13 protein-coding genes are annotated in these 16,276 nt (G+C 75.6%); 6 read left to right on the top strand and 7 right to left on the bottom strand.

The genetic code is table 11. The features are described 5' to 3' along the window. Positions 1-52: 52 nt before the first annotated feature. The gene (locus tag ACFXAM_RS17650; protein WP_380292153.1) at positions 53-1,267 is read right to left on the bottom strand and encodes an FAD-dependent monooxygenase; all 1,215 of its coding nucleotides are present in this window, start codon (positions 1,265-1,267) and stop codon (positions 53-55) included. Between the two features lie 231 nt (positions 1,268-1,498). Between ACFXAM_RS17650 and ACFXAM_RS17645 the strand changes: the two genes are divergently transcribed. Further along, positions 1,499-2,041, top strand: coding sequence for a DinB family protein (locus tag ACFXAM_RS17645; RefSeq protein ID WP_380292151.1), 543 nt, complete (start codon positions 1,499-1,501; stop codon positions 2,039-2,041). 78 nt (positions 2,042-2,119) lie between these two features. On the opposite strand, the gene ACFXAM_RS17640 is transcribed toward ACFXAM_RS17645, so the two are convergent. Beyond that, positions 2,120-2,851 carry a dienelactone hydrolase family protein gene (locus ACFXAM_RS17640; RefSeq protein ID WP_380292149.1) on the bottom strand — a complete coding sequence of 244 codons (732 nt, stop codon included), beginning with the start codon at positions 2,849-2,851 and terminating at the stop codon, positions 2,120-2,122. A gap of 264 nt (positions 2,852-3,115) precedes the next feature. Between ACFXAM_RS17640 and ACFXAM_RS17635 the strand changes: the two genes are divergently transcribed. Beyond that, positions 3,116-4,147, top strand: coding sequence for a medium chain dehydrogenase/reductase family protein (locus ACFXAM_RS17635; protein WP_380292148.1), 1,032 nt, complete (start codon positions 3,116-3,118; stop codon positions 4,145-4,147). 53 nt (positions 4,148-4,200) lie between these two features. Then, positions 4,201-5,379 (top strand): epoxide hydrolase family protein, encoded by a 1,179-nt coding sequence (locus ACFXAM_RS17630; RefSeq protein ID WP_380292147.1) that lies wholly within the window; start codon positions 4,201-4,203, stop codon positions 5,377-5,379. Between the two features lie 72 nt (positions 5,380-5,451). Here the strand turns inward: ACFXAM_RS17630 and ACFXAM_RS17625 are convergent, their stop codons facing one another. Both ACFXAM_RS17625 and ACFXAM_RS17620 read right to left on the bottom strand, forming a co-directional pair. Further along, on the bottom strand, positions 5,452-5,826 hold the full coding sequence (locus ACFXAM_RS17625) for a hypothetical protein (protein WP_380292145.1): 375 nt from the start codon (positions 5,824-5,826) through the stop codon (positions 5,452-5,454). 360 nt (positions 5,827-6,186) lie between these two features. After that, positions 6,187-7,371 (bottom strand): serine hydrolase domain-containing protein, encoded by a 1,185-nt coding sequence (locus ACFXAM_RS17620; protein WP_380292143.1) that lies wholly within the window; start codon positions 7,369-7,371, stop codon positions 6,187-6,189. 291 nt (positions 7,372-7,662) lie between these two features. Here ACFXAM_RS17620 and ACFXAM_RS17615 point away from each other — a divergent pair, with 291 nt between their 5' ends. After that, entirely contained in the window at positions 7,663-8,766 is a 1,104-nt protein-coding gene (locus ACFXAM_RS17615) for an NADH:flavin oxidoreductase/NADH oxidase (RefSeq protein WP_380292141.1), read from the top strand. Positions 8,767-8,992: 226 nt separating this feature from the next. Beyond that, positions 8,993-9,655 (top strand): hypothetical protein, encoded by a 663-nt coding sequence (locus tag ACFXAM_RS17610; protein WP_380292139.1) that lies wholly within the window; start codon positions 8,993-8,995, stop codon positions 9,653-9,655. Between the two features lie 6 nt (positions 9,656-9,661). Here the strand turns inward: ACFXAM_RS17610 and ACFXAM_RS17605 are convergent, their stop codons facing one another. Beyond that, positions 9,662-11,110: a DUF6350 family protein gene (locus ACFXAM_RS17605; protein ID WP_380292137.1), complete on the bottom strand. Its 1,449-nt coding sequence runs from the start codon at positions 11,108-11,110 to the stop codon at positions 9,662-9,664. A 135-nt stretch (positions 11,111-11,245) separates the two neighbouring features. Here ACFXAM_RS17605 and ACFXAM_RS17600 point away from each other — a divergent pair, with 135 nt between their 5' ends. Then, positions 11,246-13,987 (top strand): hypothetical protein, encoded by a 2,742-nt coding sequence (locus ACFXAM_RS17600; RefSeq protein ID WP_380292135.1) that lies wholly within the window; start codon positions 11,246-11,248, stop codon positions 13,985-13,987. A gap of 73 nt (positions 13,988-14,060) precedes the next feature. Here the strand turns inward: ACFXAM_RS17600 and sucD are convergent, their stop codons facing one another. Beyond that, positions 14,061-14,945 (bottom strand): succinate--CoA ligase subunit alpha, encoded by an 885-nt coding sequence (sucD, locus tag ACFXAM_RS17595; protein ID WP_380292133.1) that lies wholly within the window; start codon positions 14,943-14,945, stop codon positions 14,061-14,063. A gap of 19 nt (positions 14,946-14,964) precedes the next feature. Beyond that, entirely contained in the window at positions 14,965-16,137 is a 1,173-nt protein-coding gene (sucC, locus tag ACFXAM_RS17590; RefSeq protein WP_380292131.1) for an ADP-forming succinate--CoA ligase subunit beta, read from the bottom strand. Positions 16,138-16,276: the final 139 nt, after the last annotated feature.

Genomic DNA, 16,276 nt, shown 5'->3' with positions numbered 1-16,276 from the left:
GGGCGCGTGCGACCCCCCGCCGGGAGCGGCGGGCCCCTCCCCCGGGCGGCCGTCAGTAGTCGGGCAGGTCGAAGAGCGTGGCGGCGCGGAAGGCCGCCTCCATCTCCGGGCCGGGCTCGTCGAAGCCGCCGAAGGGCCCCGACTGCTCCGGGGCGCCCGCGGTCAGACGGGCTCCGGTCAGGTCGAGGATGGCCTGGTTGGCGGCGACGTGGTCGCGCAGGCGCCGCTCGTACGCGGGGTAGGCCGTGCGGTGGTCGCCGTCGGCCGCGTGCAGTTCGCCGGCCAGGACGTAGGCGGCGGTCAGGGCCACGCTGGTGCCCTGCCCGGTGAGCGGGGAGCAGCAGTACCCGGCGTCGCCGAGCAGCGCGACCCGGCCGTGCGACCAGCGGTCCATCCGGATCTGGGCGATCACGTCGTAGTGGAAGACGTCCGTCTCCCCCAGCGCCGCCAGGAAACGCGGCACCTCCCAGCCGATCCCGGCGGCCCGGGCGGCGACCAGGCGGCGCTGGTCGGCGGGGTCGCGCGGGAGCATGCGCTCGACCGGCTCGTCGGAGCCGAAGCCGAGGAAGAAGCGCAGTTCGGCGTTGTCGCGCACGGTCATCGCCATGCACATCCGGTCGGCCCGGCCGGCGGGCCGGTGGATCACCTGCCAGTGGTCGAGGCCGAGGTGGTTGGGCACGCTCCAGGCGGCGATGTAGGCGCCGATGGGGTGCAGGTAGTCGCGCTCGGGGCCGAAGACCAGGCGCCGGGTGTTCGAGTGCAGGCCGTCGGCGCCGACCAGCAGGTCGTAGGAGCGCTCCGAGCCGCTGCGGAAGCGGACCTGGACGCCCTCCTCGTGCTGGACCAGGGTGTCGATCGAGTCGTCGAAGCGGTACTCGACGCCCCGGCCGGCCACCTCTCCGATCAGGTGGGCGAGTTCGTCGCGCAGGATCTCCACGTCGGGGCCGTCGACCGGACCGCCGCTGGCCGTCCACTCGGTGTTGCGGCTCAGCTCGCGGCCGTTCTCGTCGACCACGGACATCCCGCGCAGGCCGGTGCGGCGCGCGCGGACCCTCGTCAACAGGCCCATGCGGTCGACGACTTCGAGCGCGTTGCCGCGGATGTCCACCGGCTGGCCGCCGCCGCGCAGCGACGGGGCGCGCTCGACGACGGTGACGCGGAAGCCGTAGCGGTCCAGCCAGTGGGCGAGGGCGGTGCCGGCGATCCCGGCGCCGGAGACCAGGACCGAGGTCGGGCGCGAGTGGTGCGGCCGGGTGCTGGTGGACATGGCGTGCCTCCCTTGGATCGTGTGCTGCCACGCACCAGCCTCCCGCCCTTCGCCGTCGGCGCGCCGGCATTCCGCCGTCACCGCTGTCGCCCCGCCGGCAGCGTGCTGACAGGGCGTCACCTCACCGGCCCGTCCGGAGTCGAGGACAGGATCAGACCTATATGACCCCTATCGTGGAACACGTCGGACGGCAGGGGCCGCCGGCACGGGAACGCCAACGGAGGAACAGCCATGAGCGACACTGCGACCACCATCGCCCCCGCGGTCACCGGTGAGCGGGCCGACCTGCTGGCGCAGCTCGCCATGCAGCGCCACTTCCTGCGCCTCACCACGCGTGACCTGAGCGACGAGCAGGCCGCGCTGCGCCCCACCGTGAGCGAACTGTGCCTGGGCGGCCTGATCAAGCACGTCGCGTCCGTCGAGCGGGCCTGGGCCGGCTTCATCCTGGAGGGCCCGTCCGCGATGCCCGACTTCGCCAACCCGACGCAGGAGGACCTGGCCCGGCGGGCCGACGTGTTCCGCATGCTGCCGGGCGAGACCCTGGCCGGGGTGCTGGCGGCCTACGAGGAGGTGGCGGACCGCACCGACGCGGTGGTCGCCGCCCTGCCGGACCTCGACGTCTCCCAGCCGCTGCCCGTGGCGCCGTGGTTCGAGCCCGGCGCCCGCTGGTCGGCCCGCAAGGTGCTGCTGCAGATCATCGGCGAGACCGCGCAGCACGCCGGCCACGCCGACATCCTGCGGGAGTCGCTGGACGGCGCCAAGTCGATGGGCTGAGCGGCTCGGGGCGCACCGCCCCCGGCACGCGTCCTGGGACGCGCGCCGGGGGCGGTGGGCTTTCGGCCGGGGCGGTGGTCAGCCGAGGTGCCGGGCGAGGAACCGCAGCGCGGAGTCCGCTTCGAAGGCCGGGAGGTCGCCGTGCCGGCCGGGGTTGGCGTGCAGGGTCTTCTCGGCCGAGCCGAAGGCCTCGAACAGGGCCAGGCCCGTCGCGCGCGGCACCCGCTCGTCGTCCCACTGGAGCAGGAACTCCACCGGGACGGTGATCCGCGCCGCCTCCTCGGCCGAGGCCAGGGCGCCGCCGAGGCCCAGGACCGCCGCGCGCACCCGGGGTTCGGCGGCGACGAACGGGACGCCGAGTCCGCAGCCCAGCGAGACGCCCCAGTAGCCCACCGGTCCGGCGCCGACGTGGTCGAGCCGCTGGACCGCGTCGAGCACGGCCCGCCATTCGGGGACGGTCCGCCGTGCCACCAGGGCGTGGAACTCCGCGAGGAGCGGCGCCGGTTCGGCCCCGGCCTCGATGCGCTCCCGGTTGGCGGTGGCGATCCGGTCGTACTCCTCCTGCACCGGCCGGTCGCCGTGGCCGGGCACGTCCGGGGCGACCACCGCGAAGCCGCACTCGGCGACGAGCCGGCGGGCGCGGTCCAGGACGGCGGAGGCCTTCTTGTGCTCGCCGCCGCCGTGGCCGAGCAGGACCAGGGGCCGGGGGCGGGCGGGGGCGTCGGGGGTCCAGAGCGCACCGGGGGTCTCCCCCAGGACGAAGAGCTGCTCGCGGATGCCGCCGGACGAGGTGTCCGTGGTGAAGCGCATAGCGGTACGGGCCTTTCGGGGTGCCTACTGCGGGCACTCCCGGGCCATGCGAGGGAGGGGTGCCCGACCTGTCAGAGCGTTGATCGGTCCCACCTCCTCGGTTCGCAGCGGCGCACGGCGAGCTGGACGATATCACGCGGCGGCGCGGCGCTGCCGGGAGTTAGAGGGTCTCACGGAACGTGTTGACACTCACTGCGGCAAGGAGTTACAACTTATAACGAACGCGAGAGAGTGAAACCAATCAGCGAGAAGGAGGGCGTGGCCATGACCGACCAGCGCCTGCTCGAAGTCGTCCTGCCGGGTGTGGTGGCTCCGGAGGGCCTGGAACTGCGCTACGGACCGGTGCCCGGGGCCGGCCCGGGCCGGGTCGTGATCGGCGTGGAGGCGACCGGCGTCTCGTTCGCCGAGCAGCAGATGCGCCGGGGGCGGTACTACGACCAGCCGCCGTTCCCCTTTGTCCCCGGCTACGACCTGGTCGGCCGGGTGCTGGCCACCGGCGAGGGCGTCGATCCGGCGCTCACCGGCCGGCGGGTCGCCGCGCTGGTCAAGGTCGGCGGCTGGGCCAGCCACGTGGCGCTCGACGCGGCGGACGCGGTGCCCGTCCCGGACGGCCTCACGGCGGTCGAGGCGGAGACCGTGGTGGTCAACGGCATCACCGCCTGGCAGATGCTGCACCGGCTGGCGCGGGTGCGCGCCGGGCAGACCGTCCTGGTGCACGGAGCGAGCGGCGGCGTCGGCTCCGTCCTGGTCCAACTGGCCCGCGCGGCGGGCGTGTCGGTGATCGGCACGGCCTCCGCCCGGCACCATGACGCGCTGCGCGGGCTGGGCGTCGTCCCCGTCGACTACCGGGCCGGTGACGTGCCGGCCCGGGTCCGGGAGCTGGCACCCGGCGGGGTGGACGCGGTGTTCGACCACGTCGGCGGCCGCAGCGTGGTCGACTCCTGGCACCTGCTCGCCCCCGGCGGCACGCTGGTCGCCTACGGCAGTGCCTCCACCCGCGACGACAGCGGCTCCAAGCAGTGGCCCGTGCTGAAGATCCTGGCCCGCACCTGGGCCTGGAACGCCCTGCCCAACGGGCGCCGCGCCCACTTCTACAACATCTGGGCGGGCCGGGCCCTGGGCAGGGACGCCTTCCGCGCCCGGCTGCGGAGCGACCTCACCCGGGTGTTCGACGCCGTCCGCCGCGGCGACGTGACCGCCCGCGTCGCCGCCGAACTCCCGCTCGCCAGTGCCGCGGAGGCGCTGCGCCTGGCCGAGTCCGGCACGGTCGGCGGCAAGGTGGTGCTGGTTCCCTGACGGGTGCGCGGGAATCCCCGGCCCGGTGCCGGCACGGTCCTAGCATGGACGCCATGACGGACGCCGACTCCTCTCCGGAGCCCTTCAGCCCGCGGGCCACGCCCGCGGAACTGAACGACCTGCGCGCACGGTTGCGGGCGACCCGGTGGCCGGACGCGCCCCAGGACGCCGGGTGGTCGCTCGGCACGGACGTCGGCTACCTGCGGGAGCTGGTCGCCCACTGGGCGGACGGCTTCGACTGGCCGGCCCAGGACCGGGCGCTCGCCCGGCTGCCGCGCTACCGCGCCCGGGTGGGCGGCCTCGGGATCCACTTCGTGCACGCGCGGGCCGTGGCTCCGGCGGGGCCGGTGCTGCCGCTGGTGCTCAGCCACGGCTGGCCGGACTCGTTCTGGCGCTACTCGAAGGTCGTCCCGCTGCTGACCGACCCCGGCGCCCACGGCGCCGACCCGGCCGACGCCTTCGACGTGGTGGTGCCCGACCTCCCGGGCTTCGGCTACTCCGAGGCACCCTCCGGCGCCCCGCTCGACTCCGTCGCCGTGGCCGGGCTGTGGGCGCGGCTGATGGACGTCCTCGGCCACCGGCGCTTCGGCGCGGCGGGCGGGGACCTCGGCAGCCACGTCAGCCGCTACCTCGCGCTCGACCACCCCGAGCGGGTGGTGGCCGTCCACCGGACGGACGCCGGCCTGCCCGTGCCCGGCACCGGCCCGGACGACCTCACGCCCGAGGAGCGCGCCTGGTTCGCGGACGTCGCGGCCTGGGGCGCGCGGGAGGGTGCGTACGGGGCCGTCGCGCGCACCAAGCCGCAGAGCGCCGCCGTCGGCCTCACCGACTCCCCGGCCGGGCTGGCGGCGTGGCTCGTCGAGAAGCTGCGGGCGTGGAGCGACTGCGGCGGCGCGCTCGAACGGTCCTTCACCCGGGACGAGATCCTCACCAATCTGACCGTCTACTGGCTGACCGGGACGATCGCCTCGTCGATGCGGATGTACCACGCCAACGCCGCGATCCCGCCGGAGCAGCTCGCCCGCCGGGTCGAGGTGCCGTCCGGCTTCGCGCTCTTCGCCGGGGACGTGCTGCGTCCGCCGCGCGCCTGGCTGGAGCGCACCACCAACCTGGTGCACCTGAGCGAGCCGGCGCGCGGCGGGCACTTCGCGCCGTTCGAGGAGCCCGAGCTCTACGCGCAGGAGCTGCGAACGTTCTTCCGCCCCTACCGGGAGGCCGCCTCCGGCCGGTGATCCGCCCCGGCCGCTGCCGGACGCGTGGCCGTCCGGCTCGCGGGGAGAGGTGGCCGCAGGTGCGCCCCCGGCTCAGGCCCGGGTGCCCGGGGCGAGGTGCTCGCGGGCGGCTGCCAGGTGGCGGGCGGCGGTGCCGAAGTGGTGGGAGACCAGCGGGAGGACCCGGGGGTCGAGCCTGCGGGTGAAGGCCTCGGCGGCCTCCAGGGGGGCGGTGGCCCGCAGCAGCAGTGCGGCCGTCTCCGTGCCGTGCGGGCCGGGCCCGGAGGAGCGGAGGCCGGCGGCGGTGCGGCGCAGCAGGATCAGCGCGTCCTCGGCGTCCGGCGGACCGTCCGGGAACTCGTGGCCCCACCAGGACAGTTCGGCGGTGACCGCCCCCAGGTGCGTCTCACAGCGCCGGAACCACCAGTCGGTCCAGGTGGCGGGCAGGATCGCGGTCTTCGGACTCACGTGGTGACTCGACACAGGCCGATCATGTCCCACGACGTCCGCCCGCGCGCGGGAAATCGGGAAGAACCGGTCGTCCGGGTGTCAACAGCCCCGGCTGTCGGCGGGCAGCACGAGGCCGGCCGTCACCAGGCGCCCGCCGCGACAGCGGCGGCGACCCGGGGGCCCGGTCCGCGCTGCCGGAGGAGCAGCCCGCCGCCCCCAGCACGGCGGCCGCCGCCGCGACGCCGGCGAACACCTTCGCACCCATGCCCTCACCCTTCCCGGAACGACCACGATGAGGTCAGAACTCGCAGCCACGGGTGGGCAGTTCGGGGAACGATCGGCGCCCCGGGCGCACCGGGGGCGGTCGCGGCCCGGCGGTCAGCCGGCGAGGCCGAAGGCGGCCCGGACGATGCGCTCGGCGACGGGGTTCATGCCCTGGGCCTTGGCGTCGGTCGCGTTGACGGAGTGAACAAGGGTGCGGGAGAGGTCCCTGGTCGCCGCGATGAGCGTGCTGTACCCGGGCCGCTCACCGGTCTTGAGCCACAGGATCTGCCCGTGGCCCGCGTCGAAGCGCTGCAGGCCCGCGCTCATCACGGCGCCCTCGACGGCCGGCACCGTGAACATCTCCTGCTCCAGGAGGGGTTGGGGGACGAGCTCGCCCCGGAACAGTGCGACGAGGAACCTCTCCAGGTCGGCGGTGGTGGAGATCATGTCGCCCGCGGCCCAGCGGTCGGACATGTTCCACTCGGTCGCGTCCACGACCCGGCCGTCCGCCAGCTTCTGGTAGCCCCGGTTGTGCGGGCCGTGGATGCGCGGGTCGGGACCGTCGGGGAAGGAGGTGTGCCGCATGCCGGCCGGGCGGAGAATCCGGACCTGCGCCTGGTGCGCGTAGGAGTCGCCGGTGATCCGCTCGATCAGCAGGCCGAGGACGGTGTAGTCGATGTTGCCGTACCGCTGCTTCCGGCCCGGCCCCTCCCCCGGCCCCCGGTAGGGGCCCTTGGCGACGGAGGCCGCGACGACGTCCTCGGGGGTGAGGGTCCGGAAGCGGTTCCGGTACCCCTCGGCGTTCTCCGGGCCGAGCGAGGAGCCCGGCTGGAGGCCGCTGGTGAAGGTGAGGAGCTGCCGTACGGTGATCGGTTCGAAGGCGTCGCCCAGCAGGCCCGGCAGGTACTGCTGGACGGTGCCGTCGAGGTCCACCCTGCCTTCGGCGGCGAGTTGCAGCACCAGCGCCGAGGTGACCACCTTGGTGGTCGATCCTGCCCGGAACCGGGCGCCTTCGAGGGCCTTGCGGCCGCTCTCCAGATCGTGCACCCCGGCACTCGCGTGCCAGCTCCCCGTGCCGCCGACGCGCACGAGGGCCGCCGTCGCGTCCGGGCCGGGCAGTCCGCGCAGGGCGTCCTCCAGCTCCTTCACGTCCGGCCCGCCGGCCGTCCGGCCCGCCTCGGCCCGGGCGCCGGGTGCGGCGGCGCCGGCCGGGGCCGCCGCCAGCGGGGTGGCGCCGAGGCCCAGCACGAGGACGGTGGCCAGGGCGGTACGCAGGCGGGTGCTCAAGGGACGCTCCATGGGTGGGGGCCGGATCGTTCGTGCGGATCCCACCCTGGCGGAGCACCCGGCCGCCCCGGATCACCGGCCGGGAGGGCCCGAACCCTGACGGCTCCCCGACCAACCGAACTCCGCCGCAGCCGAGTTGTCGGGGTTCACCCTTAGGGCCTGCCCGACGGACGAGACCCGGGGCCGACGGGAGGACTTGCCTTATGCCGCGCATGCAATTATTGTTCCCGCAGAGATTGCGGCTGCAATCACTCCTGGGCACGTCTCCTCTCCTCCGCCTGCCGATCCGATCAGGAGCCCGACATGAGCACCAGCCTCTTCAGCCCCTACACCCTGCGGTCGCTCACCATCCCCAACCGGATCTGGATGCCGCCGATGTGCCAGTACAGTGCCGCACCGGACGGCGAGGCGGCGGGCGTCCCCAACGACTGGCACTTCACCCACCTCGCGGCGCGCGCCGCCGGCGGCACCGGGCTGATCATCGTCGAGGCCACCGCCGTGACCCCCGAGGGCCGCATCTCGCCCTACGACCTGGGGCTGTGGAACGACACCCAGACCGAGGCCTTCCGCCGGATCACCGCATTCCTCAAGGCGCAGGGCACCGTGCCCGCGATCCAGCTCGGCCACGCCGGGCGGAAGGCCTCCACCGAGCGCAGCTGGGTCGACCGCGGCCGCGCCCTCGCCCCGGACGAGGAGCACGGCTGGACGCCGGTCGCCCCCAGTGCGGTTCCCTTCGAGTCCGGCCGGGTCACTCCTCAGGAGCTGACCGTGGAACAGATCGGCGAGATCGTGGGCCAGTTCGCCGACGCCGCCCGGCGCGCGCTCGACGCCGGGTTCCAGGTCGTCGAGGTGCACGGCGCGCACGGCTACCTCATCCACGAGTTCCTCTCCCCGCACAGCAACCGCCGCACCGACGCGTACGGCGGCTCCTTCGAGGGGCGCACCCGTTTCGCCCTGGAGGTCGTCGACGCCATCCGCGCGGTGTGGCCCGAGGACCTGCCGGTGTTCTTCCGCATCTCCGCGACCGACTGGCTCACCGAGAACCCCGAGGACGACCGCGAGGGCTGGACCTCCGCGGAGACCGTCCGGCTGGCCAAGGAGCTGCTCGCGCACGGCGTCGACCTGCTCGACGTCTCCACCGGCGGGATCGCGCCGGACGCCAGGATCGAGGCCGCCCCCGGCTTCCAGGTGCCGTTCGCCGAGGCGGTCCGCACCGGGACCGACCTGCCGGTGGCCGCCGTCGGCCTGATCACCGACCCGGCCCAGGCCCAGCAGATCCTCACCGACGGCCGCGCCGACGCCGTGCTGCTCGGCCGCGAACTGCTGCGCAACCCCTCCTGGGCCCGCCACGCCGCCACGGCCCTGGGCGGCGAGGTCGCCCTCCCGGCGCCGTACCACCGGGCGTAGCGAACGCACCGGCCGGGGGGGGCGGTCGGGCCCCCCGCCTGGCCCCGCCCCCCGGGTGCGGGGGCGCCGCGGGGGGCGGGGGCCCCGCCGCCGCCGGCCCCCCCCGGGGCCGGGGCGGCGGCCGCCGCCGGCAACCCCGGACGCGCCCGGAGCCCCCACAGGGGCCTGCGGGATCATAGGGTGGCGCGGGCACCCGCCCCACCGACCGAGAAGGAATGGCTGAACCATGAGCAGCGGTGACGACACCGGCGAGCGCAACCCCTTCGCGCCGCCGCCGGCGGATGCCCCCGACCAGCCGTGGCGACCGCGCGCTCCCCACCCCTCCGACGGCTCCGACCGCCCCGAGGGCCAGGACGGCGACCCGGACGAGCGCCCGCTCGTCCCGCCGCCGCACCCCTGGAGCCCCGGCTACCGGGGCAGCGGCTGGCAGCCCCGCCCGCCCGCGCCGCAGCCGCCCCGGCTCGACCCGGCCGACCCCGCCCAGCGCAAGGCCCGGAACGCCGCGCTGGCCGGCATGGGCGCGCTGGTCTGCGCCTTCGCCTCGCTGCACTACGTCGCCCTGTTCGTCGGCGCGCTCGCCATCGCCTGGGGCGTCTCGGCCATGCGCGCCCCCAAGCCGGCCGCCGACGCCGCCACCGGCACCGGCACCGGCACCGGCACCCCGGCGGCCGCCGCGCCGCCCGCGCCGAACCCGCTCACCCCGGCCGCCCTGGCCGGCATCCTCACCGGCGCCATGACGGTGGTCTTCGTGTCCGCCGTCCTCGGCCTGGCGGTGTACTACAACGACTACGTCACCTGCGTGCAGGACTCGCTCACCGCCAGCGGCGCCGACGGCTGCGAGCGGCTCGCACCGCAGTGGTACGTGGACATCACCAAGCAGAGCGAGTAGGCGCGGTCAGCCGGTCGCGCCGCCGGCGCCGCTGCCGGTGGTGGCGCCGGTGCTGCCGTCGGCGTTGCCCGGGGCGCCCGAGAGCAGGGTGACCGCTCGATGCGCGCGGGCGCGCAGCAGGAGTACGCCCCGGCGCGCGGTCACGGCGAGCGCCCCGGGCACCGGCGGCACCCGCCCCCGCCCTCCGGCCGCACGCAGGAACCGGAAGCGGGCCAGCACCGCGGTCGGGGTGGCCACCGCCGCCACCCAGGCCGCCGCGGCCAGGCCCGTCCACCACGGCACCGGCCCCAGCCAGGCCATCCGCCCCGCCGCCAGCGCCCCGCCGGAGAGGCCGCCGAGCACCGCCGCCGCGAGCCCGACCAGCAGCGCGGCCACCAGACCCGCCGCCGCGGTCGCCGTCACCGGCCACGGGCCGCGCGGACCCGGCCGCCCCGCCGCCCGCCCGCCGCCGACGGCCGCCGCCCGGCCCAGCAACAGCCCCGGCACCACGCCCGCCAGGGCCGGCAGCACACACACCACCAACCGCCAGCCGCCCTCCCCCGGCTCCGGGAACAGCGCGAACAGGGGGAACTCCGGCACCGGCCCCAGCACCGTCCGCACCGGCGACACCACCGCCCCCTCCCCCGCCGCGAACCCCGGCCCGAGCGCGTACGCCGCTCCCCACAGCACCGCGTTCGGCAACAGCACCAGGCTCACCAGCAGCACCCCCGCCACCGCCGCCGGTCCGCCCGCGAACACCTGCGACGCCCCGCTCGTGGACACCGCGGCCAGCACCGCCGCCCCCGCCACCACCAGCCCGCCGGCCGCCAGCAGCCCGGCCCCGGCCGCCAGCCCCGCCGCCCGGACCACCACCGCGCCGCCCGCCGGCCGCAACGCCCCCGGCAGCCGCGCCAACGCCCGTTCCAGCAGACCCGTCACCACCGGGACCGCCCCGCGCCCCCGGGCCCCGGCCGCCACCGCCGCACCGGCCACCAGGGCGACCACGACGAGGTCCGGCAGCACCCGGGCCCGGAACTCCCCCGCCCCCGCGCACTGCACCACCACCCCGCACGCCACCGCGCAGTACCCCGCCCACACCGCCGCCGCACCGCCCTGCCCCGGCCGGCCGAGGCCTCGTCCCGCCCCGCGCGCCGTCACCCGGGCGGCGGCCCGGGACAGCTGGCCCACCGCCAGCAGACCGAGCAGCAGCGGCGTGACCGACAACGGCGCCTCCGCCGCCCCGCGCAGCACCGGCGCGCCGTGCCCGAGCAGCCACAGCGCCGCCACCAGCCGCAGCGCCCCGGCGGCGCCCCCGTCCGCGTACGGCGTCACCACCCAGAGCCCGAGCACCGGGACGGTGATGACGCAGAGTCCGAGCAGCGCCGCCCGGGCCCCGGCGAGCAGGGCGGACAGGACGGGCCTGGCCCCCGGTTCGCCCGGCGCTCCCAGAATCGGACGACCCGTCAGCTGCGTCATGGCCCACATCGTGCCAAGGCGACTCGCCATGCTCCATGAAGCGGCAAACCGCCGGGGTGTCCCAGATTATTGGCTTATGCGCATTTTCGGACCATGTCCTCTCGCCGCCGCGACCGACCCGGCCAGGAGCGTCTGATGACCAGGCCCCGGACCGCCGAACACCCCGGCGACCAGCCCGCGCCCGCGACGCAGCGCCGCAACGGGAAGGGACGCCCCGCCAAGGCCGGGACCGGCCGCGGCCGGGCCGCTCCCGAGGCTTCCGCCGCCGGGAAGGACGAGGCCGCCGAACTGCTGCGCCGCCTGACGGCACGTGAGGCGCAGGCCTTCGCCCACCTCGCGGCCGGCCGGGACCTCGCCGAGACCGCCGCAGCCCTCGGCGTCACCACCGCCACCGCCCGCGGCTACCAGCACCGGGCCCTGCGCAAACTCGGCACCCGCACCCAGGACGAGATCACCGCCCTCGCCGCCCTGCTGCCCGCCACGGCCGCCGGGGGTGGGCAGCCGCCGAGCGAGCCGTGCGCGGACTCGGCGGCCGCCGCAGCCCCGCAGCAGGCGAGCACGGCCGCGAGCGAACAGGCCCCGAGCGACCCGTGCGCCGATCACACGAACACCGCGGCCCCGCCGTCCCGGCAGGCGGCCGTCCGCCGCCCGGTGGCGAACGCCGCCGGCGCGAACCGTCCGCAGGGCGTGCGCCCCGGGCGGGACGCCGACGCGGACGCGGACGCGGGGGCAGGGACGCCGCCGCAGTCGGAGCGGGCCGAGCCGTCGTCGCCACGGCAGCCGCCGGCCGGAGCTCCGTCCCCCGACCGGGCGGCAGCCGACACGATGACAACGGCACACCGCAGCCGGCCCACGGCGAAGCAACCCGCCCACAGCGTCGCCGTGCGGACCGCCGCCGGGCGAGAGCCGGCCGAACCCGGCGACCGACCAGCGGCGAAGCAGCCCGCCGAAAGCGTCGCCGCACGCGCGGGCCGTGCGGCCGGAAGCAACGCCGAGCAAAGGCCCGTCGCGCGAACGGCAGCCGCTCACGCCGTCGGGCGGGGGCCGTCCGGCCACGGCGACCGACCGGCGGCAGCGCGCCGTGACCGGGCGGCGGCGAAGCAACCTGCCGCACGGAAGGCAGCCGATCAGGCCCCCGGGCGGGAGCCGGCCGAACGTAACGACCGACGGGCCGCCACCGAGACGACGGCCCACCTCGGCCGGTCGACGGCGGGGCCATCCGCCGGGACCGCCGCTCAAGCCGCCGGACGCGACGACCAACGGACCGACGACTCCCCGGCGGCCGGGCAGCCCGCCGAGAACGGCACCGCACGGGCCGGCCACGCCACCCGAGGCGACGCCGAGCAGAGGCCTGCCGGACACGGCCACCAGCTGGCCGCCGACGAAATGGCAGCACACCGCGACCGGTCGACGGCCGCTCAAGCCGCCGGACGCGACGACCAACGAGCCGGTGACCGGTCGGAAGCCGAGCAGCCCGCCGAGAACCGCACCGCACGGGCCGGCCACGCCGCCCGAAGCAACACCGGACAGGGGCCAACGGAACGCACCGACCTGCCGACCGACAACAGACCCACAGCAGCCAGGCCAGGCGAACGGGGACAGGCACCGGGGACAACCGGTACGGAGCGCAACGGCGACCGGGCGGCCAGCCACACCACCCCGACCAACACCGAGCAAGGGCCAGCCGAACGCACCAACCTGCCAGCCGACAACAAACCCACAGCAACCACACCGGGCGAACGGGGACAGGCACCAGGGGCAGCCGCTGCGGAGCGCAACGGCGACCGGGCAGCCGGGCAGGCGTCGGCGGCTCCGGGGCGCGGTGGCGGGGCGGAGGCGGGGTTCGAGGAGGTGTACGAGGCGGCGTACACCCGGTTGGTGCAGCAGGTGTTCCTGCTCACCGCGTGCAAGCACCGGGCCGTGCACTGTGTGGGGCGGGCGTTCGCGGAGGCCCGGCTGCGCTGGGCGGAGGTGGCCGCCGGGGGCGAGCCGGAGGGGTGGGTGCGGGCGCGGGCGTTCGAGTCGGCGCTGTCGCCGTGGCACCGGGGCGGCCCGCGGCGCACGCATGTGTGGCGGCTGCCGTACCGCCGGATCAAGGTGCGGCCGGCGGACGAGGCCCAGGCGGTGCTGCCGGACCACGACCGGCTCACCGACCGGGACCGCGCGCTGCTCAAGGCGCTGCGGCGGCTGTCCCGGCCGCAGCGCCGGGCGCTGGTGCTGCACGACGGCCTGGGGATGCCGGCCGCCGCGGTGGCGCTGGAGGTGGAGGCGACGGTGGCGGGAGCCGAGGGGCGGGTGTGGGCGGCGCGGGCGGCGCTGGCGCACTGGGTGCCGGAGCTGGTCGGGCCGGATCCGGCGGCGGACGGGTTCGCCGACCGGCTGTGTGTGCTGATGCACCGGGCGGCGGTGCGCGGGGCACCGGAGCCGCACCGGGCGCCGGTGCCGGTGCTGCGGGCCCGGCACGGGCTGGTGAACGCGGGCCGGACCGGGGCAGCGGCGCTGCTGACGGCGGCGGTCGGCGGTGCGGTGGTGGCGACGCTGGCGGGTGGCGGGCCGGGCGAGCTGTTCCGGCCTCCGGGGCCGCCGCCGCCCTCGCTCTGCGCGCCGGTCCCGACCTCGGCGACGGGGCCGGACGCCCTGCTGCCGCTGCTGGCGGACGGGCCGCCGTCGGGGATCGAGAGCCTCTGGTGCTCGCCGACGCCGGGGCTGGAGCCGGTCGTGGTGGATCCGCCGCCGCCGCGCGCGGACGGGCCGTACCGGCCGCCGGCGGGCGGGCGGGCCGCCGAGGCGCTGCCCCCGCCCGGTGCGGTGGCCGCCGCACCGCCGCGCGGCTGCGGCCCGGCCTGGGCCCTGCACCCGTGTGCGGCGGACCGCTGAGGCAGCAGCACCGCGCCCCCGTCCCGGAGGTCCGGGCGGGGGCGCGGTGCTGCTGCTGCGAGCGGGGAGGGCGTCAGCCCTTGATCAGCTCACGGGCCAGGCGGGCGGTCTCGGACGGCGTCTTGCCGACCTTGACGCCGGCGGCCTCAAGGGCCTCCTTCTTGGCCTGCGCGGTGCCCGAGGAGCCGGAGACGATGGCGCCGGCGTGGCCCATGGTCTTGCCCTCGGGGGCGGTGAAGCCCGCGACGTAGCCGACGACCGGCTTGGTCACGTGCTCCTTGATGAAGGCCGCGGCCCGCTCCTCGGCGTCGCCGCCGATCTCACCGATCATGACGATGAGCTCGGTCTCCGGGTCCTCCTGGAACGCCTTGAGGGCGTCGATGTGGGTGGTGCCGATGACCGGGTCACCGCCGATGCCCACGGCCGAGGTGAAGCCGATGTCCCGCAGCTCGTACATGAGCTGGTAGGTCAGGGTGCCGGACTTCGAGACCAGGCCGATCTTGCCGGCCTTGGTGATGTCGGCCGGGATGATGCCGGCGTTCGACTGTCCGGGGCTGATCAGGCCGGGGCAGTTCGGGCCGATGATCCGGGTCTTGTTGCCCTTCGAGCCGGCGTAGGCCCAGAAGGCGGCGGTGTCGTGCACCGGGACGCCCTCGGTGATGACGACGGCCAGGCCGATCTCGGCGTCGATGGCCTCGACGACGGCGCTCTTGGTGTGCGCCGGCGGGACGAAGATGACGGTGACGTCGGCACCGGTCTTCTCGATGGCCTCGGCGACGGAGCCGAAGACGGGCACCTCGGTGCCGTCGACGTCCACGGTGGTGCCGGCCTTGCGCGGGTTGACACCGCCGACGATCTGGGTGCCGGAGGCGAGCATGCGGCGGGTGTGCTTCATGCCCTCGGAACCGGTCATGCCCTGGACGATGACCTTGCTGTCCTTGGTAAGGAAGATAGCCATGGTGTGAAAGTCCCCTTCCTTACTTGTTGGCCAGCTCGGCGGCGCGGTCGGCCGCACCGTCCATGGTGTCCACCTGCTCGACGAGCGGGTGGTTGGCGTCGGTCAGGATCTGCCGGCCCAGCTCGGCGTTGTTGCCGTCGAGGCGGACGACCAGCGGCTTGGTGACCGCCTCGCCCTTCTCCTCCAGCAGCGCGAGGGCCTGCACGATGCCGTTGGCGACCGCGTCGCACGCGGTGATGCCGCCGAAGACGTTGACGAAGACCGACTTGACGTCGGTGTCGCCGAGGATGATCTCCAGGCCGTTCGCCATGACCTCGGCGGAGGCGCCGCCACCGATGTCGAGGAAGTTGGCGGGCTTGACGTTGCCGTGCTTCTCACCGGCGTAGGCGACCACGTCGAGGGTGCTCATGACGAGACCCGCGCCGTTGCCGATGATGCCGACCTCGCCGTCGAGCTTGACGTAGTTGAGGCCCTTGGCCTTGGCGGCGGCCTCCAGCGGGTTGGCGGCGGCCTTGTCCTCCAGCGCCTCGTGCTCCGGCTGGCGGAAGTCGGCGTTCTCGTCCAGGGAGACCTTGCCGTCGAGCGCGACGATCTTGCCCTCGCCGGTCTTGACCAGCGGGTTGACCTCGACCAGGAGGGCGTCCTCCTTGATGAAGACGGTCCACAGGGTCTGCAGGACGTCGGCGATCTGGTCGGCGACCTCGGCCGGGAACTTCGCCGCCTCGACGATCTCGCGGGCCTTGGCCTCGGTCACGCCCTCGTTCGCGTCGACCGCGATCTTCGCGAGGGCCTCGGGCTTGGTGGCCGCGACCTCCTCGATGTCCATGCCGCCCTCGACGCTGGCCATGGCCAGGAAGGTGCGGTTGGCGCGGTCGAGCAGGTAGGAGACGTAGTACTCCTCCTTGATGTCCGCGGTCTGGGCCAGCATCACCTTGTGCACGGTGTGGCCCTTGATGTCCATGCCGAGGATCTGCCCGGCCTTGGCGACGGCGTCCGCCGGGTCGGCGGCGAGCTTCACGCCGCCGGCCTTGCCTCGGCCACCCACCTTCACCTGAGCCTTGACGACGGCGCGGCCGCCGAAGCGCTCCGCGATGGCGGCAGCGTCTGCGGCGGTCTCGATGACATCGCCGTCAAGCACGGGAACACCGTGCTTGGCGAAGAGGTCCCTCGCCTGGTACTCGAACAGGTCCACGTGTTTGTCCTTGTTCGTGGTCGCGGATTGTGTCTCTACGAGCGTGCCACGGCAGGATCTTCGCTGCGGGTCGTCGGGGCGGTGCGGGTACGCAGAAGTACGGCCTTGCGGCCCACACAGCCACGGGCGCACACGTCAA

The organism is Kitasatospora sp. NPDC059462 (assembly GCF_042749955.1).
Lineage (GTDB): Bacteria > Actinomycetota > Actinomycetes > Streptomycetales > Streptomycetaceae > Kitasatospora.
The sequence above is the reverse complement of the archived record's forward strand: the minus strand, read 5'-3'. Positions and strand labels throughout refer to the sequence as shown.